Genomic DNA, 24031 nt, shown 5'->3' on the forward strand with positions numbered 1-24031 from the left:
TGTTATACAAATTAAATAAGAGGGTGTCATTTTAATATGGAAATACTAAAAAATAATGAATTTGTTAATTTTATATGGAAAAATGCTGAAATTTTACGAGGACCATACAAAAAAGAAGAGTATCGAGATGTTATTTTACCTTTAAGTGTACTACGCCGCTTCGACTCATTACTAGAACCAACAAAAAAAGAAGTGTTAGAAAAAGCTAAATCAGTAAAGCATGATGCAATATTAAATAGGATTACGGGTTATGACTTTAATAATACAAGCCCATTTGATTTCCAAACGCTATTGAAAGATCCTGATAATATCGCTGCTAATTTACGTAATTACATACAAGGATTTTCATCAAACGTTCGAGTTATTTTTGAGCGATTTGATTTTGAAGATGAAATCAAAAAAATGGACGAGCATAACTTGTTATACAGTGTTATTCAATTATTCGCGAGTATGGATTTGAGCGTATCAAAAGTATCAAACATGCAGATGGGATACATTTTCGAAGAATTAATTCGTCGTTTTTCTGAAAACGCTGAAGCCGGGGATCACTATACACCCCGTGAGGTTATCAAACTGATGGTTAATCTTATTTTAAACGAAGATCAATCGGAATTAATGCAAGAAGGTAAAATAGTACAAATTGGCGATTTTGCATGTGGGACAGGAGGGATGTTGTCAGAAGCAACCCAATTTATCCAAGAATTAAATCCAAATACACAAGTAGAGGTGTTCGGACAAGAAATAAATCCGAAATCATATGCCATCGCATGTGCCGATTTATTGATTAAAGGACAAAATGCCGGTCATATTGCTTTTGGTAATTCACTAAACGAATTAGACGGGCACAAGGACTTACAAGTTCGTTATGCGCTAATGAATCCACCTTTTGGAGTTGATTGGAAACATTACGGCGAAAGCATTATAGAAGAAAACGCCGAAAAGGGGTTTGACGGTCGCTATGGTGCAGGGCTTCCAAGGACTTCGGATGGATCACTATTATTCTTACAACACATGGTTTCAAAAATGAAACGAGATGAAAAAGGAAGCCGCATGGCTATTATTTTTAGTGGATCACCGTTGTTTTCGGGTGATGCTGGAAGTGGAGAAAGTGAAATTCGCCGTTGGATAATTGAAAAAGATTTACTAGAGGGTATAGTTGCACTTCCTGATCAACTTTTTTACAACACAGGAATATCTACATACATTTGGATCCTTTCAAATCGTAAAAATGAAAACTTGGGAAAAGGTTCGATACGCAAAGGGAAAATTCAGTTAATTGATGCATCGAGTTTTTATGAAAGGATGCGTAAAAACCTAGGTAGTAAACGTAATGAAATTACTGAAACACAAATTGCTGAAATTACAAGACTATATGGTGAATTTAAAGAAAATGAATATTGTAAGATTTTTGATGGAGTTGAATTCGGATATAGGAAAATTACTGTTGAACGTCCGCTCCAACTAAATTTTATGATTTCAGAAGACCGTATTGAAAATTTATATAATGAATCCGGATTTGCCAAGTTATTCGATGAAGAAACATATGTTGAATTATCTCGGAAGAAAAACAAAAAGCAAAATGATGATAAGAAATTGAAAAGTCTTGAGGAAGGAAAGAGACTTCAAGAGAAGATTTTGCAAACTCTTAAAGAAAACATTTCAAATAAATTGTATAAAAATCGCGAAGAATTTATAAAAATATTAAAACCTTTATTTAAAGAAATTCCTGAAGTGAAAGCAGGATTGTGGAAGTCAATTTACATGGGTTTATCGGAAAGAGATAATTCAGCAGATATTTGTAGTGATGCAAAAGGTAAAATTGAAGCCGATCCATTGTTCCGCGACACAGAATTAGTACCATTAAAAGAAGATATTTATAAACATTTTGAAGTTGAAGTATTGCCATACGTACAAAATGCATGGATTGACGAGAGTAAAACGAAGGTTGGTTATGAGATACCTTTTACCAGACATTTTTATAAATATGAAGCACCTGAAAAAGCAAATCAAATTGAGAATCGAATTCTAGAAATGGAACAAAAAATTATAACAACCTTAAATGATTTATTCCATGAAGTAGGTGGCTTCAAATGAGTAGGAAAATGAAAGATAGTGGAGTGGACTGGATTGGGACCATTCCTGCAGAATGGGAAATAAAGAGATTAAAATCAGTTTTGATTGAAAGAAATGAAAAAAACGCACCTATAAAAACAGATTTCATTCTATCGCTCACAAACGATAGAGGTGTAATTCCTTACACGGAGAAGGGTGATGTTGGAAATAAATCCAAAGAGGACTTAACAGGATACAAATTGGCATATCCAAATGACATTGTTTTAAATAGCATGAATGTAATGATTGGTTCTGTAGGTCTTTCAAGATATTTTGGTGCGGTTAGCCCTGTTTACTATATGCTTTACCCTAGGAAAACTGAGGATTCTGTAAATTATTTTAATCATATTTTTCAAACTAAAGTCTTCCAAGAAAGTTTAAAAGGCTATGGTAATGGTATTCTGGAAATTCGAATGCGAATACAAATGTCAAAACTAAATACTGTTATGCTTCCTTATCCTTCATCAAAAGAACAAGAAAAAATTACCAACTTTCTTGATGAAAATATATCTAAAATTGATTCGATTATTGAATTAAATAAAAAGTCTATTGAAGAATACAAACAATATAAACAGTCTCTTATTAGTGAAACTGTTACAAAAGGAATAAATGCGAAAGTTAAATTGAAAGACAGTGGGATTGAATATTTAGGAGACATTCCTGAAAATTGGACCGTAAAGAAACTAAGATATTTGGGAACATTACAAAACGGGATAAGTAAATCTTCTGAATATTTCGGACAAGGTTATCCGTTTGTAAGTTATGGAGACGTATATAAAAATATTGTATTGCCACAAAAAGTAGAAGGTTTAGTTAATTCTTCTATTTCCGATAGGAAAAGTTATTCCGTTAAGTCAGGTGATGTTTTTTTCACAAGGACATCCGAAACTATAGAAGAAGTTGGTTTTGCTTCTACATGCCTAGAAACAATTGAAAACGCGGTTTTTGCGGGGTTTGTAATTCGTTTTAGACCCTATTCAGATGAATTAAATCCTAATTTTTATAAGTATTATTTTAGAAGTCAAATTCATAGAAAATTTTTTGTTAAGGAAATGAATTTAGTTACAAGAGCATCTTTGAGCCAAGAATTACTTAAGAAATTACCTGTTTTGGTACCTTCAATTCATGAACAAAAAGAAATAGCAAATTTCTTAGATGCTAAATGTGCCCATATAAATCAATTAATCAATCAAAAAGAACAGTTAATAAATGAACTGGAAACTTATAAAAAATCGCTTCTTTATGAATGTGTGACTGGAAAAATAGATGTTAGAAATTATAAAAGTAGCCTGGAGGTGAGATCATGATACTAACACCAAATGTATTAAAAGAACGAGCGTTTCAAACAGTGGTCAAGGAATACTTGACCACTGTAAATGGATATATTGAAGGCACTAATAATGATTATAATCGTCCATATGCGTTCGATGAGACTCAATTGTTCTTATTTTTAGAGGAGACCCAAGAAAAGTCTTTATCAAAACTAAAAGAGATATACAAAGGTCAATATAGACAAAAAATCCTTTTTAGACTAGATAGCGAATTAAAGCGTCGTGGTATGGTTGATGTGCTCCGTAAAGGTATTAAGGATTACGGAGTTCAATTGAATTTTTCATATTTTAAACCGCCAACATCTCTAAATAAAGATTTGATGGCGCTTCATGAAAAAAATCGTATTTCTGTAACCGAAGAGCTTGTTCACAAAGAGGGAGAACGTATTGATCTTGTTATTTTCTTGAATGGTCTACCAGTTCTCGCTTTTGAATTAAAGAATGAATTCACAGGTCAAAATGTTGAGGATGCAAAACAACAATGGATGCTTGATCGTAGCGGAAAAGATACGTTGTTTCGTTTTAAACAACGCGTTATCGCTTGTTTTGCAATGGATACAAACGAGGTATTTATGACAACAAAGTTGAATGGTACTAAAACGTTCTTCTTGCCATTTAACAAAGGGCACAACGGGGGAAAAGGTAATCCAATAGTCGAGGGAAAGCTGAAAACCCATTATATCTGGGAAGATGTTTTATCGCGTGATAACCTACTTGAAATCCTTGATAAGTTTGTCTATCTGAAAGTAGATGAAGAAGAAGATGAGAATGGTGATATAAAAACAAAGGAAACGTTAATCTTTCCCCGTTATCATCAACGTGATGCTGTTAATAAGGTTATTACGCACGCTAAATCATTTGGGTCTGGACAATCCTATCTCATCCAACATAGCGCTGGAAGTGGTAAAACCAACTCGATTTCCTGGTTATCACACCGTTTAGCGACATTGCACAATGACGAAAATCAGTCGGTTTTCGAAGGTGTAATTGTTGTAACAGATCGTAAAGTGTTAGACAAACAGCTTCAAAAAGCAGTGTATCAACTTGAGCATAAAGCAGGAATGGTTGCAAAAATTGAAGAAGACTCGTCTCAATTAGCTGAATCTTTAAATAAAGGTACGAAAATTATCATTACGACTATTCAAAAGTTCCCATATATTCTTGATAAACTCGGTACTTTAAAAAATAAGAACTTCGCAATCATCATTGATGAAGCACACTCTTCAACAAGCGGAAAGAACATGGCAGCACTTACGACCAGCTTGACTTTAGAAGAAGCTCAAAAACAGGACGAAGAAGCTGAAGCAAACCAAACGGATGCAGAAGAAAAAATCCTAGACGAAATTACTCGAGTTGGAAAACAGCCTAATATTAGTTTCTTTGCGTTTACAGCGACTCCAAAAGGCAGCACACTAAAAATGTTCGGTACAGAAGATGATGAAGGTAAGCCACATCCATTTCACCTATACAGCATGAAACAAGCGATTCAAGAGGGCTTTATCCTAGACGTTTTAAAAAATTACGTTACTTATGGCACCTATTACCGAGTGGCTAAAAAGATCGAAGATGATCCGGAATTTGAAAGCGCAAAAGCAACTAAAGCGATTTCTCGTTTTGTAAGCTTACACCCGCATAATATCGAACAGAAAACAGAAATCATTATTGAACATTACAGGAAAATCACGAGTAAAAAACTTAACGGACAAGCTAAAGCGATGGTTGTTACCGCTTCACGTTTGCACGCTGTTCGCTACAAACTAGCGTTTGATGCTTACATAAAGAAAAAGGGCTACAAGGATATGAAAGCGCTCGTAGCGTTCTCAGGCACGGTGAAAGATAACGGAGATGAATATACAGAGCCTGGTATGAATAAATTTCCGGAAAAGCAATTACCTAAGAAGTTTGATAGTGATGAATATCAAGTTTTGCTTGTTGCTGAAAAGTATCAAACCGGTTTTGATCAGCCGAAGTTACATACGATGTTTGTTGATAAAAAGCTGACTGGACTAAAAGCAGTTCAAACTCTATCGCGACTTAATAGGACACATCCTGACAAAGAAGATACGTTCATCTTAGATTTTGTAAATGATCCAGAAGATATTCGTAAATCGTTTGAGCCTTATTATGAAGACACCGTATTAAAAGGTGATGTTGAACCGAACGAGCTTTATAGCATTCAACAAGAAATAGATAACTATATGATTCTAATGGATGATGAAGTGGATAAATTCGTTGAAATTATCTACAAAGACAAGAAAACAAAGCGTGATACTGAACTCTCTAATAACTATATAGATTCAGCTGTGGATCGGTATAAACGTTTAAGTGAAGAAGAACAGCGTGATTTTGTGAGTAAAGCTAAAAAGTTTAATAGCATATATATGTTTGTACTTCAAATCACACCATTTAAAGATGTTGAACTGCATAAGCTGTTTGTTTATCTTCGCTATTTATTAAAAAAGATATCGATTAAGGGTAGCCCTCCTGTTAATCTAGAGGATAAAATAGTGCTTGAATATTACTCCTTAAAAAAGAAAAAAGGCGAGACGAATATTACACTTGGGGAAGATGAAGAGGATTATTTTGTTGAAATTAATGTTAGTGGCGGAAAAGGCAATGAAGAGCCGCCAACAGATCCTCTGACAGCGATCCTTGAAAGGTTGAACTCTAAAAATGGGACAGAATTCGGTGAACATGAAAAGTTAAACATCCAGCAAATCATTGAAACGGCTAAAGAGGATCAAACCCTCAGAACTCAGGCACAAAACAACTCGCTCGATGACTTTATTCTAGGTTTTCGTAAACGTTTTATGGATTATGTTGTTGAAGGATTTGAAAAGAATCAAGGCTTCTTTGGTAAAATTCTAGAAGATGATTTATTCCGTGATCAACTTGAAGGATATATGGGTGAGCATGTATATGAACTCCTCAAGGCATCCGGGTTTGATGAAGTAAATAAAAATCAATAAAAAATATTAAATAAAAAAACAAGCAAAATGTAGATTTTAAATTTATAATCTGCAAATTTGCTTGTTTTTTATTTTTATATTAAATCAAAAACGATATAAGCTCGACCATTTATCCATACACCTTCTACATTTGCTTCCATCTGACTTCCTGAATAATATTGAATATAAGTATCTTCGAAAGAAAAGTATTCGTCAAAAGAATCTGATGTCGTCCAAATAGGGTGATCTTTAGGGATTGACGTTTCTTTTCTCAATTTATATGGCGTCCATTCAGAATTCCAAGCATTCTCAATTTTTATTTCTTTTGGTACTAATTTTAATAGAGGAAAAATATCAAAATCAGCTCGGCAAATAGCCAGGATACAAGAATGAGGAGCACATTCTGCTAACCGCCACATTGCGCTTTGCTTGGACAAGTGAAATTTTTCTTCAAGTTCGAACAATAAATGAATAGAAAAGCCGTTTTCATTAATTAATGCTTGGACCTCTTCTTTTGGAGCAGCGAATTCTATTGCACCCATATCACAAAGTCTTTCTTCAACCTTTCTAAATTCTTCATCATCTTCATATAAGTCGTTTAAGTCAGAAAAGAATTCATCATCGTTGCGAAGTAGGTAATGGCAAATTTCGTGAAATAATGTGAAGCGTCTTCTTTGATCAAGTCTTACATTGTCATTTATTAAAATGACTTTTGTTTCTTCATCGAATGCCCCATCAACTTGTTGAAGTTTTCCGTTGTGAATGGTCAAACCCAATCTCTGTGCTACATCTTCAGGTGTTGTGAATCCTATTATATTGAAATCTTTTAATGTATTCTGTACCAGTTGTTCCATACGCTCTCTCAAATTCCGAGGAATATCCATTTACTCATCTCCTGGCAGCATTCTTTTTAAATACAAGTAGATCTCCTTCCATTCCAATGCTGTTTGAGGTTGTTTACCTCTTAATGAAATTCTGTTAAGAGAATAAAGATCTTCATCCGTAATGTGTTTTCCGATATCCGTATCGTCTTTTAGTGCAAGTAAACTTTCAGGAATTAACTCTTCATCGTTATTAACTCCGTATCCTTCAACCCCTTCGGTTAAAGAAGAAACAGAAATTTTATAGATGCTGGCAAGCTTGTTAAGTGTTTTCACCGAAGGATTTGTTCTTCCACGTTCAAGATCTGATAAATAAGACACAGAAAGTCCTGTAGCATCTTTTAGTTGCGCAAGTGTTAATCCTGCTGATTTTCTTAGTGATTTAAAACGTTCTCCAAGTTTCATAAGTGATTCCTCCTACGCTCTCAGTGTAACATATTTTATTTTTTACGTTCAAGACGTAAAAATGTATTGACTTATATTTTTCTGCGTTTTATATTTATTTTAGAATAAAAATTACGGTGACAGCGTAATTTATGAAATGGGATGATGTTGAAAACGTAAAAACAGATAAAAATTGCTGCTCGTCGGACAAGTCATGTGATTATAAAATTTTTAGGGGGAATTTTTAAATGAAAATTCAATTACAAGATTTAACCGTATCAATTACTGGAACGTCTCGTTATAACGGAGGCAAATACGATATCGCACGAGTTGAAACATTACTTGTTACAACTGAACCGCTTCCAACTGAATGGTCATGGTATGTTCCAGCCGGGGTTTCCGTTCCACCAGAAGTATTAGCAATGTTTGATGCAACAGGTATTACAATGTTACCGACACTAGCAGAAAATGTTTTAAAAGGTACAGAAGATGTTCAACAACAAGCTGAAGCAGGAAATCTTGAAGAAGTGAAAATGGATGCAGCGAAGCTATTATTGCGCACAGTGTTAAAGAAATCAACGCTTACTCCAATTCCAGATGCACCGAACACGTACCATTTATCTTATGAGCACAAATTGTATCCGGTTAAAGGAAATCCAAAAGCATTTGATTACAAAATCACACTTCCGTTTGATGGGTTAGAGTTAAACACAAGTGGTGGACGAGTTCAAGTGACAGTGTTAACTCCAATTGGAGCACAAATCGATCAAAATGAAACTAAAGGCATTGATGAGCAAAAAAGAGAAATTGCTGAACAAGTGGCGCATTTGCAAAACAGCAATCGATTTGCCGTAAACTTTGGATATCAAATCGATCCTGACTTTACTATCCGTTATATTTATCAATAAAGGGGGACTCATTAGTGGCTAAGAATGGAGAAACAGGTAAAGGTCGTATTGGCGCAGTAAAAGAAAGATCACAATTTAAAGGTCCAAACGGGAACTGGGTTAAAAGAGATGCAGATACCGGAAGATTTATGGACCAGAAAACAAGTAGTCCAAAGCCTTTTAAAGGCGTACGAAAAGAAAAGTAGGACTTATAAAAGCCCTACCTTGAATGTTAGTTTTTTGCAGAAACTAACGACATGTAAAATGTAAACTAAAAGTATCTTATCAAACAAATCGGCAAGAAACAATACGTTTTGGATGGTAAAATAAATCCATGGGGAGCTAGATTGCTCCCTTTTGGCATTGCAATTAACAAAATCTAGAGGAGAGAGTGCTTTGAATCGTGAAAAAAGAAAGGATTTAACTGAAACTGGCAAAGGACTTGCGCTTGAAACAGTCTTAACCGTTGGTAGTGATACGGCAGCAGACATTGCGAAAGAAACCATAACAAGCATAGTAGGCGATATGCTTGTTGATACAGCAAGTTCGCTTATTCCCGGGGTGTCAGGAGCAGTGCAGGGATATAAACGTGCTCGTTTCGAAAGGAACATAAGAACTTTCACCGACGAATTGCATTCGAAAATCGAAGAAATTAGGGTTAATTTAGAGCATAAAACGATTCAACAGAAAGAAAAAATTGATCAACTGTTTAATTATGTAATGGATTACGTTATTGACGAACAACAAGAAGAAAAAATTCAATATATGGTAAATGGGTTTGTTAATATCACAGAACATGAACAGGTATCAGATGATTTCATCCTCACATATTATGATGTGCTTAAAGAGCTCAGAATGGTCGATATCTCCGTTTTAAGGCTTATGTACTCCTCTCGGTTTATATTTGATCAAGAAGCCCGTGAAACGTTTCATGATGTAATGGAAAGGCATGGAATTAGCTACGAGCAATATGAATCAGTAAGAAGGAATTTACTTCGAATTGGATTGCTGACAACAAAAACTGATTTGAATATTAAAGATGACCTTGATGAGATTGTGAAGAAATTCAAGGAATTACATTCTTACCTAGACAAACTGACAAATCCTAGATTTAAAGGATCACTCCCTAAGTTAAAAGAGCCGAAATTAAAGTCCAAGGAGAACTTCGAGATGTCAAAGTTTGGTCGGGATTTTGTTGAGTTTTTCTTAGGGTTGGATAAAGAATAATTCACCTTAGCTCGTCATAGGACAACCATATCACCTCATACATTGTCATGAGGTGATATAGATTGGCAAAGCAACTAGAATTCGTCTATCACCCAAGCAATGACGAAATCGATGAGGAGAAAGTGAGACAGGTACAACAGAAGATCGTTGCCTTCCTTGTCGAGAAAGCAATACAAAAAGCCACTAATGCTAGTTAGTGGCTTTTTGATCATTGAAACAACCTTTTGTCGAAAATTTTTTGATCAACTTTTCCAAGCTATATTGATAGCCATAAATGATTACAGCTAAAGACACCACAAGGAGATAAAATATAATGGGAGGCATTTTCCTTAATTTATAAGCACCCATCTTTTCGTAAAATTTCACAATTGGGAATGCTAATATTAAATCTATAATCGCGTTTAAAGTAAAGTATTTTTTGAAGTTCCCGTATGTTAGTTTAAACACCCATAGGGTCGTAACGAAATATATACCAGCTACAAATGGAATGTCAATAGGTACATTTTTAAGGATAAAAGGATTTGCCTTCCACCATTTCTTTTTATTAGCAACAACACTGATAATACTCCATAAGATATTTGTGAAAATTGCTACTGAAGTAAAACGTTTAAATACTTGTTTCCCCAAAAAAGGTGCGGATAACCAAGGAAGAAACAACGTACAAAGTGATAAAATATCTGATTTCTTGTTAAACACATTGCAGCCCCCAATACTAGACTCGGTGGTTATTAGTTTTCCCTTTATTTGGGGTTTTATGTAAGATAGCCTCCAAATAAAAAGCACGGAGTTTATCCATGCCTTTCGGTGAATTTACTATTCAAATTATTTCTAATATATAATAGCTTGTCCAATTTATCTAAACAAAATATCTAAAGTATGAAAGTTATCGTTATCAATTATTATTTTATTAAATCTCCCGGATTTTCTTAAAGTAAAGTTTGCTCTAACCCTATATGTAATGGGGTTTTTTATACATTGCTTTATGTTCATATTGTGTTCACGATATGTGCGACAAGCCTCAGATTGTGCTCAATCAGCATATTTCTTGCGTGTGGATCGCCATTAGCCATCAACCTTAAGTACTTTCGCTCATCAGCTGCAGATAACGGTTGAGGAAATGCATTGTTTTTAACATACGAAACAAGAAGGATCACTTCTTTAACTAAGTACCCGAGTGCTGCTAGTATGCCCGACATGTTTCCACCCCCGCATTTTTAGGCTTTCGCCTATAATAAATTCCTATGTCTGAAGGGGGACGATTGTGTCTGTCCGCATAAATATTTTATATTGGAAATTTAAGCCAGAAAAATATTTTGAAGAAGCAAGAGATAATTCTATGAACACCTTCTTTTGTCACTTTTTAGACTAAGAAAGTTCACATAAAAGAAACAGACATAGACATAGGGGTATAGGTATAATTCAAGTGTAAGGTAAATCATTCGAATTTATTAGGAGGAAATAAATTATGGAACAACAAGCTCCATCTTTAGCCGTTATTTTATTATCAGAAGATCTTGAGAAGCTGCATGCTGGTGCATTGGTCGGATCAGTCGCATCAATGTCAGGGATGACTGTGAATGTCTTCGTCACGATGAACGCATTAAAATCTTTCCGCAAAGACAGCTTTGAAACTACTGATTTTATCACTGGAACTATTGGCAAGGAAATGCTGGCTAAAAAGATCCCATTATTTGATTCACTTTTACAGGAAGGAAAAGATATGGGAGAACTTAATATTTACGGCTGCGCATTAGCGATGGACATCATGGATTGGCAAGAAGAAGACATGATTGATGTATTTGATGGAGTAATCGGGGTTACGAAATTCCTTGGAATGACTCAGGGAGCAACAGTTATTACAATGTAAGCTGCAGAAGCAGGAAAAAGTGGATGGCGTGCAGGCCTTTCAACCTTTTCCCCTTCATGCAAAAATAAAAAATCTTTTCTAATTTTAACATAAAACTTAACTATACAGGAGGAAAAAATCATGAGTGAAGTACAAGTAACTAAATCAATCGATGCAAGAGGGGCATATTGCCCAGGTCCGTTAATGGAATTGGTAAAAGGAATCAAGACAGCACAAGTTGGCGATGTTGTAGAAGTTCTTTCAACAGATAAAGGTTCAGCAGTCGATATTCCTGAATGGGTAAACAAAATGGGCCACGAAATTGCCTACCTCGAAAATGAAGGCGATGAATTCAAGATCGCGGTTAAAAAGGTAAAGTAAGTGATTGCTGTTTAAACAGTAAGAGCCTTCATCAAAGAATCCGATAAAGAGGTGTGGACCAAATGACAAAGAAAATCGTCGTTCTTGGAGCCGGCAGCGCGGGTACTATGGTCGCAAACAGACTAGCCCGCCAGCTTGGGGAAGAAATCAAGAAGCGTGAAGTCGAAGTCACGTTGATTTCCAATACAGAAAAGCATATCTACCAGCCAGGATACTTATTCATCGCTTTCAATGAGAAGCCATCCGAGCATTTCATCAGAAAGCAGGAAACACTCGTTCATCGTCATGTGAACCTGGTATATGATGATGTTGAAAAAATTGATGTTGAAAAGAAGACGGTCAAAGGCAAGAAGCAGTATCAGTATGACTACCTTGTCATCGCAACAGGATCACATCCTGATTTCGACAGTGTACCTGGCTTAAGAGAAGGAGCGCATAACTTCTATACGCTTGAAGGTGCTGAACGCCTGCGCGAGGATCTTGCAGCCATGGAAAAAGGAAAAATTCTGATCACGATTGATGTGCCGCATAAATGTCCTGCTGCTCCGCTTGAGCTTGCATTGATGCTGGATGACTATTACCGCAAGAATGGAAGACGCAAGGATATTGAAATAAAATACGCTTATCCAATCGGCCGTATCCATTCACTTGTTCCTGTTGCTGAGTGGGGCTTGCCACAGTTTGAGAAACGCGATATCAAGTACGAAACATTCTTCAACCTGGAAGAAGTGGATCCAAAGCGCAAAGTGGCCATCACAATGGATGGTTCAGAACATGAATATGACATGCTTATAACTATTCCAGCCCATACAGGCGCTAAAGCTGTGATTGATTCCGGCATCGGCGATGAATCAGGCTTCATTCCGACAAACCGTACAACATTGAAGATGATTGGCCGGGATGATGTATATGTAATTGGTGATGCTACAAATCTTCCAATCAGCAAAGCTGGTTCGACGGCACACTACCAGTCTGAATCGCTGGTTGCGAACATCCTCAGCAGATTGACAGGCCGTCCTGAAACTGCTGTGTACAATGGAAAGGTCGCGTGCTTCCTTGAAAACAGCCTTGAAGATGCAAGCATGATTACATTCGATTACAATAATCCACCGCAGCCTGCAGAAACTTCCGACCTGCTGCACTGGTTCAAAGCTGTATACAATGAGCTTTACTGGTTAAATGCCAAAGGGATTTTATAGAAGGGGTGGTTGAGATGGCTACAGAAACACCTCAAGCTCAACAAAAAGACCAACATAAACTTGTCAGCTTCACCGATGCTGCCATGAATGCAGTAACCGGTGAAATGGTCTCGACGATTGCCGAAACAGGGGTAAAGATGGTCGAGATGGCCGACGATCTGCTTCAGCCTGAAACGCTTTCCTTATTAAAGGCCCTTCCTGAGGTGGCTGAGAACCTTGAGCGTACTTTAATGGAAGTAAAACGCATGGAAGAAACAGGTGTCTTGAAATCCTTGATGCAGCTTGCGGATATGGCAGCTGCCATGAAGGGTGCCATGACTGGCCCGATGGTGACAGATATGGCTGAGAAGGCAATCAAAGGTGTAGAACTTGCAGATTCCTTCGTCCAGCTTGGTGCCATTGACCTTGTAGATGGAATGCTAACTGCTTTTCATCATGCTCAAGAGGAAACAAAGGATAAAGAGCCATTGTCATCCATGCAGCTTATGAAGGCGGTCACCCAGAAAGAAACAAGGGAAGGCATGACATTGATGATCTCCTTCCTGCAAAACCTGCCTAAACAATTAAATAAATAAAGGCTGTTTTTCGCAACTGATTGTTGCTTTACGAACACATACAGTTTTCCGCATTCTTAGAGGTTTCGGGCTCTTCTCGGAGATGCTTCCGAATCGAATATGCGTCAATTGGATCTAAAAGCAACATAGTTTACGAAAACAGCGTAAATAGAAAAGGAGAGGGGATTTTCCTCTCCTTTTCTTCATTATTTATAAAGAATTTCGTTCTTCATGCCTGTCAGTTTCTCCAGTACTTCGTTGATGTCTTCTTCCGGTACATTGAATTCCCTTAGGCTAGCAGCAAGATGATTGGCGATCGCTCCAAAATGCTCATCATTAAGATTCATGCCTTTATGCGCAAGCTCCATGCTTCTTCCGGAATATTGGTTAGGCCCGCCTAATGCCCAGCTTATGAACAATGATTGGTGTCGGCGCTGTTTTTCCATGTCTGTTTCCTCGAAAAACTTATTGACTGTTTGATCAGCCAGTATTTTTTCATAAAATACATCTACTACTTTTGAAATGGCTTCCTGTCCGCCCAGGCGATCATATAAAGTCTCCATTCTATCATCCCCCTGCCTAAAAGTTAACGTCACTATTATCTCTCTTTATCCAAAGGGTTATGACTGAAACTATTTATGGCAAAAAGTTTAATCAATCAACCCACTTATAACCTACACCCCAAACGGTAGATAGATGATTGTCCGCAGCAAAACCAGATTTGCGAAGTTTATCTCTAAGGTTCCTTACATGTGAATCGATCGTACGGTCTTCTGTATCAACTCCATATCCCCATATAGTGGAAATTAAGTGTTCCCTTGTAAAGACCTTGTTGACGTTTTGCAGGAAAAGGCTTAGCAGGGCAAATTCCTTAGGGGTAAGCGGAATCAAAGTCCCGTTGAACTGCACATCATAGGAATCTATATTAAGTTTTAAACCATTGAAAGAGAGAAGGGGACTTTGGGCAGTTTGCCTCCGCAGCACTGCCTCAATTCTTGCAACTAATTCACCTTCATCGAACGGTTTGGTGATATAATCATCAGCTCCAATTTTCAAGCCTCGGACAATGTCAGGCTTCTCACTCCTTGCAGTAAGCATGATGACGGGGATATCCCAATGTTTGCGAATTTCATTGCATGTCTCCCAGCCATCCATCTCAGGCATCATGACATCAAGCAAAACGAGATCAGCGTTGTCGTTCTCGAGAAAGCTGATGGCTTCACTGCCTGAAGTTTTTTTTATGCATTTATATCCTAATGGTGTTAAATACAGCGCAAGCAAATCAACCATTCGCGTTTCATCATCTACTAACAAAATCGTAGCCATATAAAAAAACTCCTTGAAAATGTAATTGTTAAGTTCATCCTACCTTAAAAGTTTGGAAAAACTGTGCACGTATAACGAGTTTTACATAACATTTTTGAAAAGGTTCGCCAAAAGCCCAAACCAAAATGGACAGAATCCCATAAAGTAATAATAGGATATAGAAAAGGAGTGTGAAAGTATGCCTTACGGTTATTATCCACCATACGGTGCACCTTATGGAGGTTATCCGGGATATTACGGCGGAAGTGGTGTATGGTTTGCACTGTTCATCATCCTGCTGGTCATAGTCCTGATCTTTGGCGGCTGGTGGTACTTCTACGGATAGAAGGCAGAAGGTTTATCCTGCAATCAAGGGTAAACCTTTATTATGGTTAAGGAATTTATAAAAGTTATTGAGTTGTGGATAACTCTCTGAAGTTTTATTAATCCAGCTCCAGCGCCTAGCCCCTCGAGTCGTTTCGGTCCTGCCAATGAAGTCAAAGAACGACTTCACTGTCAGGCCCTCCAGCGCTTGTCGGGGCTTAACGAGGCGCTTGCGCTTGTTGTTCTTTGGCTCTTTTCTCAAACTACAAAATAGGATTGAATGACCTATGCTTCTTCACAAAAATAAAGTTTATCATGAGAAAAGAGCTTGACACTTAATTCCGCACTGCAAAATGGCTTTTTATCACGTTAAAATCGGCTTTAGGATGTTAACAACACTCTTTACGAAAACAGCCTATTATTTTGATTCCTGCTTACATTATTCCCTTACGAATAATAAAATTTTTAAGGGTAAAAACATTTTCTGCATCATCCTGCAGAATCATATCCAGAAAAACATTTGAAAAAATAGAAATTTTAGAAAAATAACATTATAATAATATAATAGAAAAAAAGGGGGTACTATTCAATGTCCAATACATACTCTGAAGTTTGGGACTTAGACGTGTTTTTTGAAGGGGGAAGTGATTCACCCGTATTCGCTGAGCACCTTAAGTCTGCAGGTAAGGAAATCGCAAGTTTCAAGAAGGAAGTTGAGAGCTGGCAGCCAGCAGACAAGAAAAGCGAGGGGAAAAGGCTGGCAAGTCTTGTAGAAATGTTTGATGGAGCAGCCAGGAAGGTAAGGCAGGCAGGGGCTTTTGTAAGCTGTTTGCATGCTCAGAATACTGGTGATAAAAAAGCCGGACAATTAAAATCGGCAGTCACAGAACTAAGTGCGTCATTGCAAACGGCGCTGACAATCTTTGACCAGAAGCTATCCAGCTTTTCGGAAAGTGTTTGGGAGGAGCTTGTCCAGGAAGGATTGTTGCATGAGCTGCGTTTTGTACTGTCAGAGCGACGCGAGCGTGCTGCGGAAAAACTTTCCGAAAAAGAAGAATCAGCAATCAATGCCTTGAGTGTAGACGGCTACCATAGCTGGGGCCAGATGTATGACCTTCTTGTTGGCAATACGAAAATCAATTATAAAGAAGAAAGTTTATCTGTCGGCCAGGCAGCCAATAAGCTCTCCGATGCTGACCGCTCTGTCCGTAAGGAGATTTTTGCTCAATGGGAAAAAGCCTGGGGAGAGAATGAGGAGGCCTTCGCAAAAACTCTTAACCATCTTGCGGGCTTTCGTTTGAATGTCTATAAACTCCGCGGCTGGGAAGATGTATTGAAAGAGCCGCTTGATATTAACCGGATGAAAAAAGAAACACTTAATGCCATGTGGGAGGTCATTTCCGACAATAAGGAGCCATTTGTTCAGTTCCTCGATCGGAAGGCAAAGCTTCTTGGACTTGAAAAGTTGAGCTGGTACGATTTAGATGCACCGATTGGCAGTACCGAGACGAAAATGTCCTATCAGGAAGGCGCAGATTTTATCATCGAGAATTTTGAGCAATTTGGCAAGGACAAGGCAGACTTTGCGAAGATGGCATTTGAAAACAACTGGATTGAGGCGGAGGATCGCCCTGGGAAGGCTCCAGGCGGATTCCATACCTTCTTCCCTGAGAGCAGCCAATCCCGGATTTTCATGACTTACTCAGGAACACCATCCAATGTTTCTACACTTGCGCACGAGCTTGGACATGGTTTCCACACTTATGCGATGAGGGATTTACATTTACTGAATCGTAATTATGCGATGAATGTTGCCGAAACTGCATCGACTTTTGCTGAAATGATTGTTTCTGATGCATCTGTCAAAAACGCAAAAACAAAAGAAGAAAAACTTGGTCTGTTGGAGGATAAAATCCAGCGTTCTGTTGCGCTTTTGATGAATATTCATTCGAGGTTCCTGTTTGAGACAAAATTCTATGAAGAACGCAAGCAAGGAGTCGTCACTGCAGAAAGACTGGGCGAACTGATGGAAAATGCACAGACAGAAGCATACGGCGGCGCGCTGGATCAGTATCACCCATTATTCTGGGCTTCAAAGCTGCACTTCTTTATCACTGGAGTACCTTTTTATAACTTCCCGTATACATTCGGTTACTTATTCTCTCTTGGGATTTATGCATTGGCCCAGGAAGAAGGTAAGGGGTATGAGGAGAAATATATTGCTTTGTTGAAGGACTCTGCTTCTATGACAGTCGAGGACCTTGCTCAAAAGCACTTGAACGTCGATCTTACGAAAAAGGATTTCTGGGAAAAAGCTGTCCGTATGTGTGTAGAGGATGTCGAGGAATTTATGGCTTTGACTGAGGAGTAAATAGCTTTGCTAAAGCGGTTCCCAAATTGGCAGCAGTAATGTCCCCCTAAAAAGAGGGAATTTGGTTACACAGGCTTCTATAGCCATAAAAAACATACGAAAACCCAGCCGTTATCAGGCTGGGTTTTTATACTTTTTTCAGCTTGAAGGGACTGACCATCAGCAGGCTGAGGGTCATCATAGTGAACAGGAATGTCTGTGGTGGAAGGAGGGGGAAGGCCAGGAAGCTCAGTGTTGCCAGTACTCCTGCTGCTGTAATCGGCAATCCTGTGAAATACCCGGTATTCTCGGTGATATTGAATCGTGCCAGGCGGAAGGCCCCGCAGCCTATGTAGAAAACGATGAAGAAGGCCCCGGGAGCACCAAAATCGGATAAAATTCCCTGATAGATTAATAGTGCAGGCGCGACCCCGAATGATATAATATCACTCATGGAATCTAACTGTTTTCCAAGATCGGATTCGATATTGAGCTTTCTTGCAACCATGCCATCAAAACGATCAGCCAGAGCTGCTATAAAAATCAGTAAAAGACTTAAATTCAGATTGCCGTTGATGGCAAAGATGATCGCGAATCCGCCTAAAGAAAGATTTGCCAATGTCAGTAGATTGGCTGTCTGGGATTTTACTTTCTTGACAGTATTGTCAAGTACATCATGCAGAAACATATTTTCACTCCTCGAAATCAGAAAAGGGAACTGGCACATTGGGTTATTATATAATAATATATAATTCTAAGCTGATTATGCTTTTTCGTAAAGATTTCTTTTTGATACTTTTCGGAAATTTTGATTAATTAAAGCAAAACAAACAATCTATTCGGTGCACGCATAGATAATAATCGGAGGTAATCGCATTGTTCCAATCTATATATCGTCTGCTCATCGAATTGACAAATGGGAAGTGGACTTCAGCCATTCTGCATAAATTCGCAAAATCCAAAAGCAGCAAAAGGATTATTCCTTCCTTTGCTAAGACGTATAAAATCAACCAGGAGGAAATGGAAAGGCCGATTGGGGAGTATGAAAGTCTCCATCAATTTTTCATCCGGAACCTGAAAGAGGGCGCTAGGGAGATAGATCAGGAGCCTCATTCAGTAGTTAGTCCAGTAGATTCGGTAATCGAAGAAGTGGGCCAAATTGAAGCTGATCATACGATCATGGTAAAAGGGAAGGTTTATTCTATATCCGAAATGCTCGGTAATGATGAAGCGATGGCGAGGTATGAGCAGGGGACTTATATGATTTTTTACTTGAGCCCAAGCCACTACCATCAAATTCATAGCCCGGTGACTGGTGAGGTCGTTAATCAGTGGACTTTGGGAAAGAAGTCGCATCCAGTTAACAAAATGGGATTGAAATATGGAAACTACCCATTGTCTAAAAACTATCGGAAGATTACTGAAATCAAACATGAAGCGGGGATGGCAGCTGTAATCAAAGTAGGGGCCATGTTCGTCAATTCGATTGAAACAACCCACGACGGCCAGAAGCTGGAAAAAGGTGAGCAAATGGCATACTTCACCTTTGGCTCAACTGTAGTCTTATTGTTCGAGAAAAATTCTATTGACCTGCTGCCGGAAATCACTCCTCCCTATCATATTAAGTATGGCGAGAAGATCGGCACATTAAATGGACAAGTCTAAAAGGCGAGGGGGCACAGAATGAATCTGTGCCTTTAGCCATTTTTATAATGTTAATGAATAAGGCTGTCTGAAAAATAGCAAAAAAAAAGCCCTTTTAGGGGCTGTCAGGATGAGGCTTTAATTCGGTTAGATAATGAACGCCGATGTATTTCGGTTTCAATCAAACGAATAAACTCGTAGCTTAAATTCAACTCTCTTGCTTTAAAATATGACTCGATCAACAGCTCGTCCGACAGTTTACGCATTCCAGTCATTCACCCCCAAAAGGATCTTCTAAAACAGATGCTAATTGCATATAATTGTAAGTTGTTTTGTTCTACCCTTACTCTATCAGAATGAAACTTAGAGAACAACTGTTCTAATTATCCACAAACGGCGGTGGATAACCTGTGATTAATTTGTTTATAAATGGGAAATTATTAATAGAATCAATGTGTATTTTGTGTATAAGGTTATCCACAGGACTGGAAATGGCTGGATTTTGTCGAAAAGTTTTTTGAGATTTTTTTTAAAAATTTCGAATACAGGCGAATTGATAGTATTTTTGACGATCTTTAGCGGGTTAAATTCTTTATTTCTTATCTATTTATATGTTTGTTTTGAATACGAGGATAAAATTGGGTATGATGTTAACGGTATGATAGGAATTTATTTAATGAGGTGTAATGAAATTGCTAAAGCATTTTTTGCCGGACCAGCATGTGAAAAGTATATTTGAAATCCAGCCTGAGAGCTTAAAGGAAAAGGGCGTAAAGGGCATCATAACAGATCTCGACAATACACTCGTTGAATGGGACCGCCCAAGTGCGACTCCAAAGCTTATCGAGTGGTTTGATAATATGAGGAAACATGAAATACTCGTAACGATCGTTTCAAACAATAATGAAAAAAGAGTAAAAGCATTTTCCGATCCACTTAAAATACCATTTATATTTCAGGCGAAAAAGCCGATGGGACGAGCTTTCAATAAAGCTTTGAAGGAAATGGGAATTAAAAAGGAAGAAACAGTCGTAATTGGTGACCAGCTTTTAACCGATGTACTAGGCGGTAACAAAAGCGGCTTCCATACGATTCTCGTTGTTCCAGTTGCACAGACGGATGGGTTTGTGACCAGGTTCAACAGGAAAGTAGAAAGAAGAATTTTAAATTGGTTCAGGAAACAAGGAAAGCTTAATTGGGAGGACTAAGATTTGAGTGAGCAATTTAACTGTACAGGTTGTGGTATAAAAATCCAGACGGAGAAGCCAGAGGAATTGGGATATGCCCCAGCCTCTTCATTGGAAAAAGAGGTTGTCGTCTGCCAGAGATGCTTCCGCTTGAAAAATTATAATGAAATCCAGGATGTTAGCCTGACGGATGACGACTTCCTAAAAATATTGAATGAACTGGGCAGCAGGGATGCCCTGATTGTCAAGATTGTTGATATTTTCGACTTCAATGGGAGCTGGCTGCCAGGAATCCAGCGTTTTGCCGGAAAAAACCCGGTATTATTGATTGGCAATAAGGCCGATCTTGTTCCTAAATCGGTCAAGCAGCGAAAATTGATTGACTGGATGAAGAAAGAGTCCAGGGAACTGGGACTCAATCCGATTGATGTATCCCTCGTCAGTGCTGCAAAAGGATATAATATCAGGGAAGCTGCTGCAGTAATAGATGAATATCGCAATGGCAAGGATGTCTATATTGTAGGCTGTACAAATGTAGGGAAATCTACGTTTATTAACAGGATCATCAAGGAAGTAACAGGGGAAGGAGATGTCATCACGACTTCTCACTTTCCGGGAACTACTCTTGATATGATAGAAATCCCGCTTGAGGATGGAAAAGCGATTGTTGATACACCGGGTATCATCAACCATCATCAGATGGCGCACTACGTTGATAAGCGAGATTTGAAGTTCATCACACCAAAAAAAGAAATCAAGCCGAAGGTATACCAGCTAAATGAACAGCAGACGCTGTTTTTCGGCGGTCTGGCCCGTTTCGATTATATATCTGGCGGCAGAAGATCTTTCTCCTGTTATGTGCCGAATGAAATCAGCATACACCGGACAAAGCTTGAAAAGGCGGATGAGTTGTATCAGAACCATGCTGGTGAGCTGCTGACACCGCCGCGCCGTGAGCAGATGGATGAATTCCCTGAACTTGTCCGTCATGAGTTCACGATCAAGGAAGCGAAAACTGATGTTGTTTTTTCAGGACTTGGCTGGGTAACGGTCAATGACGCAGGCGCAAAAATCGCCGCGCATGTCCCTAAAGGCGTTCATGTTATGCTGAGAAGGTCACTTATTTAGAGCCGGTAAGGGCCGTCTAAAATAAGAGGTTACGTAATCCAACTTAAATAGAAAGGGCGGGAGAGGAATTGAAAAAATTGTTCGGTGTCATCGGTGCTCCTATTGCGCATTCGATGTCTCCTGCCATGCACAATGATTTATTCGGGCTTTATGGAATTGATGCTGTTTATCTGCCATTTCATGTAAGCAAAGGGAATCTTGAGGATGCTGTGAAAGGATTGAAAGCGCTGGGTGTGAGCGGATTCAATGTAACCATTCCGCATAAAACAGCAATCATGACGCACCTTGATAAAGTGGATCCACTGGCAAGAGCAATAGGAGCGGTCAACACTGTCAAAAACGAAAATGGCTTTCTGGTAGGCTATAATACGGATGGTCCGGGCTTTGTTAAAGGGCTTGAATATATGGCTGCTGATCTTGATTCAAGATCAGCTTTGATTATTGGTGCCGGCGGAGCTTCGAGGGCCATTTACTTTTCGATGGCCCAGGCAGGGTTTGAGCGAATTGACCTGTATAATCGCACTGCTGAAAAAGCTGAGGAACTTGCAGCTTCTTGCCCTTTCAAGGTGGATACAAATGTTCTTGGCCGCGAAGAAGCCAAAAAGTCACTGGCTGACTATCAGCTGATCGTCCAGACGACTTCTATTGGTATGGTGCCAGATACAGAAAGTTTGCCGCTGTCTCCTGAAAACATAACCCTAAATACGATAGTTAGTGATATAATTTATAATCCAATGCAAACAGAGTTTTTAAAAGAAGCCTCCAAAAGGGGAGCTGAAGTCCAGAATGGTGTAGGAATGTTTGTTTTCCAGGGAGCGCTTGCTTTTGAAAAATGGACAGGGATTTTTCCTGACGTTGATAGAATGGAAATGAATGTTTTAAGAAATTTAGGAGGTTAACACATGTTAACAGGTAAGCAAAAACGTTTTTTAAGATCGAAAGCCCATCATCTCACTCCGATTTTTCAAGTTGGAAAAGGTGGGGTAAATGAAAATATGGTCAAGCAAATCACAGATGTGCTGGAAGCGAGAGAATTGATCAAGGTTAGCATCCTGCAGAACTGTGACGAGGACAGGGACACTGTGGCTGAACAGCTTTCCCGCGGTGCCAAAGCAGAGCTTGTCCAGGTAATCGGTAATACAATCGTTTTATATAAAGAGTCCCGAGAAAATAAGCAAATCGTTCTTCCAAGATAATTACTGGGAGGTGCCTGTTTGAAAAAGGTTGGCATTTTAGGCGGAACCTTCAACCCGCCGCATACCGGACATTTAGTGATTGCAAATGAGGTGCTGCATGCCTATGGGCTGGATGAGGTTTGGTTCATGCCGAATCAGGTGCCGCCTCATAAAACAGTGGATGAGCCTATCAGCCAATCAGACAGGCTGGCTATGCTCGAGCTTGCTGTAGGTGATAACCAGCAATTCAGGATTGAAAAAGCAGAGCTCGAGAGAAGTGGTCCATCTTACACGTATGAAACGATGAAAATATTAAAAGATATGTATAAAGAAATTGATTTTCATTTTATCATTGGCGGAGACATGGTTGAATATCTGCCAAAATGGCATAAAATTGATGAACTTGTGAAAATGGTCAAGTTTGTCGGTGTCAGCAGACCTTCATACAGCACTGAATCACCTTATGATATTCTTTATGCAGATACACCGCAAATGGATATCTCATCAAGTATGATTAGAGAAAGAGTAAAGGGCGGAAAGAGCATCCGCTATCTGCTGCCCGAACCGGTGAGGGTTTATATAGAGGAGCATAGCTTATATGGAACGTGAACAAGCACTTCAGATTGTGAAGCCGCAGCTAACCGAACATCGTTACCAGCATACTCTTGGCGTGATGGAGACAGCCATCAAGCTTGCCGGGAAATATGGAGCAGATCTAAAGAAGGCGGAACTGGCTGCTATTTTTCATGATTACGCTAAATTCCGCCCAAAGGATGAAATGAGACAGATCATCGAGGAACAAAAAATGCCGGCAATCCTGCTCGAGTTTAACAGCGAGCTCTGGCATGCGCCAGTAGGAGCGTATCTAGCCGAAAAGGAAGCCGGCATCGATGACAAGGAAATCCTTGATGCAATCCGGTATCATACATCAGGAAGGATTGGCATGACGCTTCTTGATAAGGTCATCTATCTGGCTGATTATATTGAACCAGGCCGTCATTTTCCTGGAGTGGACGAAGTCAGGAAAATGGCAGAGGATGATTTGGACATGGCCTTGGTTCAATCGATGAAAAATACAATTAATTTTTTAATGAAGAAAAACCAGCTGGTCTTTCCGGATACATTCAATGCATATAACAGCATCGTACAAAATTCAGGAGGTTGATTT

The 24031-nt window shown here is 38.7% G+C and carries 27 protein-coding genes and 1 pseudogene; 20 read left to right on the top strand and 8 right to left on the bottom strand.

All coding sequences use genetic code 11. The features are described 5' to 3' along the window. Positions 1-36 precede the first annotated feature (36 nt). From J7E37_RS00695 to J7E37_RS00705, 3 genes are read left to right on the top strand one after another with little or no spacing between them, the layout of a single operon-like run. Positions 37-2094 carry a type I restriction-modification system subunit M gene (locus J7E37_RS00695; RefSeq protein ID WP_215021855.1) on the top strand — a complete coding sequence of 686 codons (2058 nt, stop codon included), beginning with the start codon at positions 37-39 and terminating at the stop codon, positions 2092-2094. After that, positions 2091-3419, top strand: coding sequence for a restriction endonuclease subunit S (locus tag J7E37_RS00700; RefSeq protein WP_215021857.1), 1329 nt, complete (start codon positions 2091-2093; stop codon positions 3417-3419). Before J7E37_RS00695 ends, J7E37_RS00700 begins: the two co-directional genes overlap by 4 nt. Beyond that, positions 3416-6412 carry a type I restriction endonuclease subunit R gene (locus tag J7E37_RS00705; RefSeq protein ID WP_215021859.1) on the top strand — a complete coding sequence of 999 codons (2997 nt, stop codon included), beginning with the start codon at positions 3416-3418 and terminating at the stop codon, positions 6410-6412. Before J7E37_RS00700 ends, J7E37_RS00705 begins: the two co-directional genes overlap by 4 nt. A 74-nt stretch (positions 6413-6486) precedes the next feature. Here the strand turns inward: J7E37_RS00705 and J7E37_RS00710 are convergent, their stop codons facing one another. Continuing rightward, entirely contained in the window at positions 6487-7275 is a 789-nt protein-coding gene (locus tag J7E37_RS00710) for an ImmA/IrrE family metallo-endopeptidase (protein WP_215021861.1), read from the bottom strand. Beyond that, a complete protein-coding gene (locus J7E37_RS00715) occupies positions 7276-7677 on the bottom strand; it encodes a helix-turn-helix domain-containing protein (protein WP_215021863.1) in 402 nt (133 codons plus the stop codon). It lies immediately after the preceding gene. A gap of 227 nt (positions 7678-7904) precedes the next feature. Here J7E37_RS00715 and J7E37_RS00720 point away from each other — a divergent pair, with 227 nt between their 5' ends. From J7E37_RS00720 to J7E37_RS22195, 4 genes are all read left to right on the top strand, one after another. Then, positions 7905-8564 (top strand): hypothetical protein, encoded by a 660-nt coding sequence (locus J7E37_RS00720; RefSeq protein WP_215021865.1) that lies wholly within the window; start codon positions 7905-7907, stop codon positions 8562-8564. Positions 8565-8578: 14 nt separating this feature from the next. After that, on the top strand, positions 8579-8749 hold the full coding sequence (locus J7E37_RS00725) for a hypothetical protein (RefSeq protein ID WP_215021867.1): 171 nt from the start codon (positions 8579-8581) through the stop codon (positions 8747-8749). Positions 8750-8939: 190 nt separating this feature from the next. Next, positions 8940-9770 carry a hypothetical protein gene (locus J7E37_RS00730; protein WP_215021869.1) on the top strand — a complete coding sequence of 277 codons (831 nt, stop codon included), beginning with the start codon at positions 8940-8942 and terminating at the stop codon, positions 9768-9770. Positions 9771-9832: 62 nt separating this feature from the next. Next, the gene (locus tag J7E37_RS22195) at positions 9833-9967 is read left to right on the top strand and encodes a hypothetical protein (RefSeq protein WP_285290281.1); all 135 of its coding nucleotides are present in this window, start codon (positions 9833-9835) and stop codon (positions 9965-9967) included. Here J7E37_RS22195 and J7E37_RS00735 read toward each other — a convergent pair. Next, the gene (locus J7E37_RS00735; protein WP_215021872.1) at positions 9960-10466 is read right to left on the bottom strand and encodes a hypothetical protein; all 507 of its coding nucleotides are present in this window, start codon (positions 10464-10466) and stop codon (positions 9960-9962) included. The genes J7E37_RS22195 and J7E37_RS00735 overlap by 8 nt on opposite strands. A 302-nt stretch (positions 10467-10768) precedes the next feature. Beyond that, positions 10769-10966, bottom strand: a pseudogene (locus tag J7E37_RS00740) (RNA polymerase subunit sigma-70); the annotation flags it as partial. Positions 10967-11235: 269 nt separating this feature from the next. On the opposite strand from J7E37_RS00740, the gene J7E37_RS00745 reads away from it, so the two are divergent. From J7E37_RS00745 to J7E37_RS00760, 4 genes are all read left to right on the top strand, one after another. Beyond that, a complete protein-coding gene (locus tag J7E37_RS00745; protein WP_041965171.1) occupies positions 11236-11637 on the top strand; it encodes a DsrE/DsrF/DrsH-like family protein in 402 nt (133 codons plus the stop codon). 120 nt (positions 11638-11757) lie between these two features. Then, positions 11758-11997: a sulfurtransferase TusA family protein gene (locus J7E37_RS00750; RefSeq protein ID WP_023627220.1), complete on the top strand. Its 240-nt coding sequence runs from the start codon at positions 11758-11760 to the stop codon at positions 11995-11997. Between the two features lie 62 nt (positions 11998-12059). Then, entirely contained in the window at positions 12060-13196 is a 1137-nt protein-coding gene (locus tag J7E37_RS00755; RefSeq protein ID WP_215021874.1) for an NAD(P)/FAD-dependent oxidoreductase, read from the top strand. A 14-nt stretch (positions 13197-13210) separates the two neighbouring features. Further along, positions 13211-13771, top strand: a complete 561-nt coding sequence (locus J7E37_RS00760) for a helical membrane plugin domain-containing protein (protein ID WP_214778142.1) — start codon at positions 13211-13213, stop codon at positions 13769-13771. Positions 13772-13956: 185 nt separating this feature from the next. Here J7E37_RS00760 and J7E37_RS00765 read toward each other — a convergent pair whose 3' ends face one another. Both J7E37_RS00765 and J7E37_RS00770 read right to left on the bottom strand, forming a co-directional pair. Then, positions 13957-14313: a group I truncated hemoglobin gene (locus J7E37_RS00765; protein ID WP_215021876.1), complete on the bottom strand. Its 357-nt coding sequence runs from the start codon at positions 14311-14313 to the stop codon at positions 13957-13959. Positions 14314-14404: 91 nt separating this feature from the next. Beyond that, the gene (locus J7E37_RS00770) at positions 14405-15076 is read right to left on the bottom strand and encodes a response regulator transcription factor (protein WP_214778146.1); all 672 of its coding nucleotides are present in this window, start codon (positions 15074-15076) and stop codon (positions 14405-14407) included. 178 nt (positions 15077-15254) lie between these two features. Here J7E37_RS00770 and J7E37_RS00775 point away from each other — a divergent pair, with 178 nt between their 5' ends. Both J7E37_RS00775 and J7E37_RS00780 read left to right on the top strand, forming a co-directional pair. Continuing rightward, positions 15255-15401: a hypothetical protein gene (locus J7E37_RS00775; protein WP_170029993.1), complete on the top strand. Its 147-nt coding sequence runs from the start codon at positions 15255-15257 to the stop codon at positions 15399-15401. A 567-nt stretch (positions 15402-15968) separates the two neighbouring features. Next, positions 15969-17750 carry a M3 family oligoendopeptidase gene (locus tag J7E37_RS00780; protein WP_214778150.1) on the top strand — a complete coding sequence of 594 codons (1782 nt, stop codon included), beginning with the start codon at positions 15969-15971 and terminating at the stop codon, positions 17748-17750. Between the two features lie 127 nt (positions 17751-17877). On the opposite strand, the gene pssA is transcribed toward J7E37_RS00780, so the two are convergent. Further along, positions 17878-18417, bottom strand: coding sequence for a CDP-diacylglycerol--serine O-phosphatidyltransferase (gene pssA, locus J7E37_RS00785; protein ID WP_215021878.1), 540 nt, complete (start codon positions 18415-18417; stop codon positions 17878-17880). A gap of 188 nt (positions 18418-18605) precedes the next feature. On the opposite strand from pssA, the gene J7E37_RS00790 reads away from it, so the two are divergent. Further along, on the top strand, positions 18606-19394 hold the full coding sequence (locus J7E37_RS00790) for a phosphatidylserine decarboxylase (RefSeq protein ID WP_214778154.1): 789 nt from the start codon (positions 18606-18608) through the stop codon (positions 19392-19394). 104 nt (positions 19395-19498) lie between these two features. Here J7E37_RS00790 and sda read toward each other — a convergent pair whose 3' ends face one another. After that, positions 19499-19639 carry a sporulation histidine kinase inhibitor Sda gene (sda, locus tag J7E37_RS00795; RefSeq protein WP_102265137.1) on the bottom strand — a complete coding sequence of 47 codons (141 nt, stop codon included), beginning with the start codon at positions 19637-19639 and terminating at the stop codon, positions 19499-19501. 426 nt (positions 19640-20065) lie between these two features. On the opposite strand from sda, the gene J7E37_RS00800 reads away from it, so the two are divergent. The 6 genes from J7E37_RS00800 to yqeK all read left to right on the top strand — a co-directional run bounded on the left by J7E37_RS00800 (position 20066) and on the right by yqeK (position 24028). After that, positions 20066-20581, top strand: coding sequence for a YqeG family HAD IIIA-type phosphatase (locus J7E37_RS00800; protein ID WP_214778156.1), 516 nt, complete (start codon positions 20066-20068; stop codon positions 20579-20581). 3 nt (positions 20582-20584) lie between these two features. Continuing rightward, complete coding sequence (yqeH, locus tag J7E37_RS00805; protein WP_214778158.1) at positions 20585-21688, top strand: ribosome biogenesis GTPase YqeH; 1104 nt, start codon at positions 20585-20587, stop codon at positions 21686-21688. Between the two features lie 68 nt (positions 21689-21756). Further along, the gene (gene aroE / locus J7E37_RS00810) at positions 21757-22587 is read left to right on the top strand and encodes a shikimate dehydrogenase (protein WP_215021880.1); all 831 of its coding nucleotides are present in this window, start codon (positions 21757-21759) and stop codon (positions 22585-22587) included. A gap of 3 nt (positions 22588-22590) precedes the next feature. Continuing rightward, entirely contained in the window at positions 22591-22884 is a 294-nt protein-coding gene (yhbY, locus tag J7E37_RS00815) for a ribosome assembly RNA-binding protein YhbY (protein ID WP_214778163.1), read from the top strand. An 18-nt stretch (positions 22885-22902) separates the two neighbouring features. Continuing rightward, on the top strand, positions 22903-23472 hold the full coding sequence (locus J7E37_RS00820; protein ID WP_214778165.1) for a nicotinate-nucleotide adenylyltransferase: 570 nt from the start codon (positions 22903-22905) through the stop codon (positions 23470-23472). Then, the gene (yqeK, locus tag J7E37_RS00825) at positions 23462-24028 is read left to right on the top strand and encodes a bis(5'-nucleosyl)-tetraphosphatase (symmetrical) YqeK (protein ID WP_215021882.1); all 567 of its coding nucleotides are present in this window, start codon (positions 23462-23464) and stop codon (positions 24026-24028) included. Before J7E37_RS00820 ends, yqeK begins: the two co-directional genes overlap by 11 nt. The last annotated feature ends 3 nt before the right edge of the window (positions 24029-24031 follow it).

The organism is Bacillus sp. ISL-39, from assembly GCF_018613295.1.
In the GTDB taxonomy this organism is placed as follows: Bacteria; Bacillota; Bacilli; order Bacillales; family Cytobacillaceae; genus Mesobacillus.

Bases quoted from the DNA above. Each gene is read 5' to 3' on its own strand.
- J7E37_RS00710 (WP_215021861.1), bottom strand. From the start codon at position 7,275: ATGGATATTCCTCGGAATTTGAGAGAGCGTATGGAACAACTGGTACAG.
- J7E37_RS00775 (WP_170029993.1), top strand. From the start codon at position 15,255: ATGCCTTACGGTTATTATCCACCATACGGTGCACCTTATGGAGGTTAT.
- J7E37_RS00765 (WP_215021876.1), bottom strand. From the start codon at position 14,313: ATGGAGACTTTATATGATCGCCTGGGCGGACAGGAAGCCATTTCAAAA.
- J7E37_RS00745 (WP_041965171.1), top strand. From the start codon at position 11,236: ATGGAACAACAAGCTCCATCTTTAGCCGTTATTTTATTATCAGAAGAT.
- J7E37_RS00715 (WP_215021863.1), bottom strand. From the start codon at position 7,677: ATGAAACTTGGAGAACGTTTTAAATCACTAAGAAAATCAGCAGGATTA.
- J7E37_RS00750 (WP_023627220.1), top strand. From the start codon at position 11,758: ATGAGTGAAGTACAAGTAACTAAATCAATCGATGCAAGAGGGGCATAT.
- J7E37_RS00695 (WP_215021855.1), top strand. From the start codon at position 37: ATGGAAATACTAAAAAATAATGAATTTGTTAATTTTATATGGAAAAAT.
- J7E37_RS00770 (WP_214778146.1), bottom strand. From the start codon at position 15,076: ATGGCTACGATTTTGTTAGTAGATGATGAAACGCGAATGGTTGATTTG.
- J7E37_RS00780 (WP_214778150.1), top strand. From the start codon at position 15,969: ATGTCCAATACATACTCTGAAGTTTGGGACTTAGACGTGTTTTTTGAA.
- pssA (WP_215021878.1), bottom strand. From the start codon at position 18,417: ATGTTTCTGCATGATGTACTTGACAATACTGTCAAGAAAGTAAAATCC.
- J7E37_RS00705 (WP_215021859.1), top strand. From the start codon at position 3,416: ATGATACTAACACCAAATGTATTAAAAGAACGAGCGTTTCAAACAGTG.
- J7E37_RS00720 (WP_215021865.1), top strand. From the start codon at position 7,905: ATGAAAATTCAATTACAAGATTTAACCGTATCAATTACTGGAACGTCT.
- yqeK (WP_215021882.1), top strand. From the start codon at position 23,462: ATGGAACGTGAACAAGCACTTCAGATTGTGAAGCCGCAGCTAACCGAA.
- J7E37_RS00760 (WP_214778142.1), top strand. From the start codon at position 13,211: ATGGCTACAGAAACACCTCAAGCTCAACAAAAAGACCAACATAAACTT.
- J7E37_RS00700 (WP_215021857.1), top strand. From the start codon at position 2,091: ATGAGTAGGAAAATGAAAGATAGTGGAGTGGACTGGATTGGGACCATT.
- yhbY (WP_214778163.1), top strand. From the start codon at position 22,591: ATGTTAACAGGTAAGCAAAAACGTTTTTTAAGATCGAAAGCCCATCAT.
- sda (WP_102265137.1), bottom strand. From the start codon at position 19,639: ATGCGTAAACTGTCGGACGAGCTGTTGATCGAGTCATATTTTAAAGCA.
- J7E37_RS00755 (WP_215021874.1), top strand. From the start codon at position 12,060: ATGACAAAGAAAATCGTCGTTCTTGGAGCCGGCAGCGCGGGTACTATG.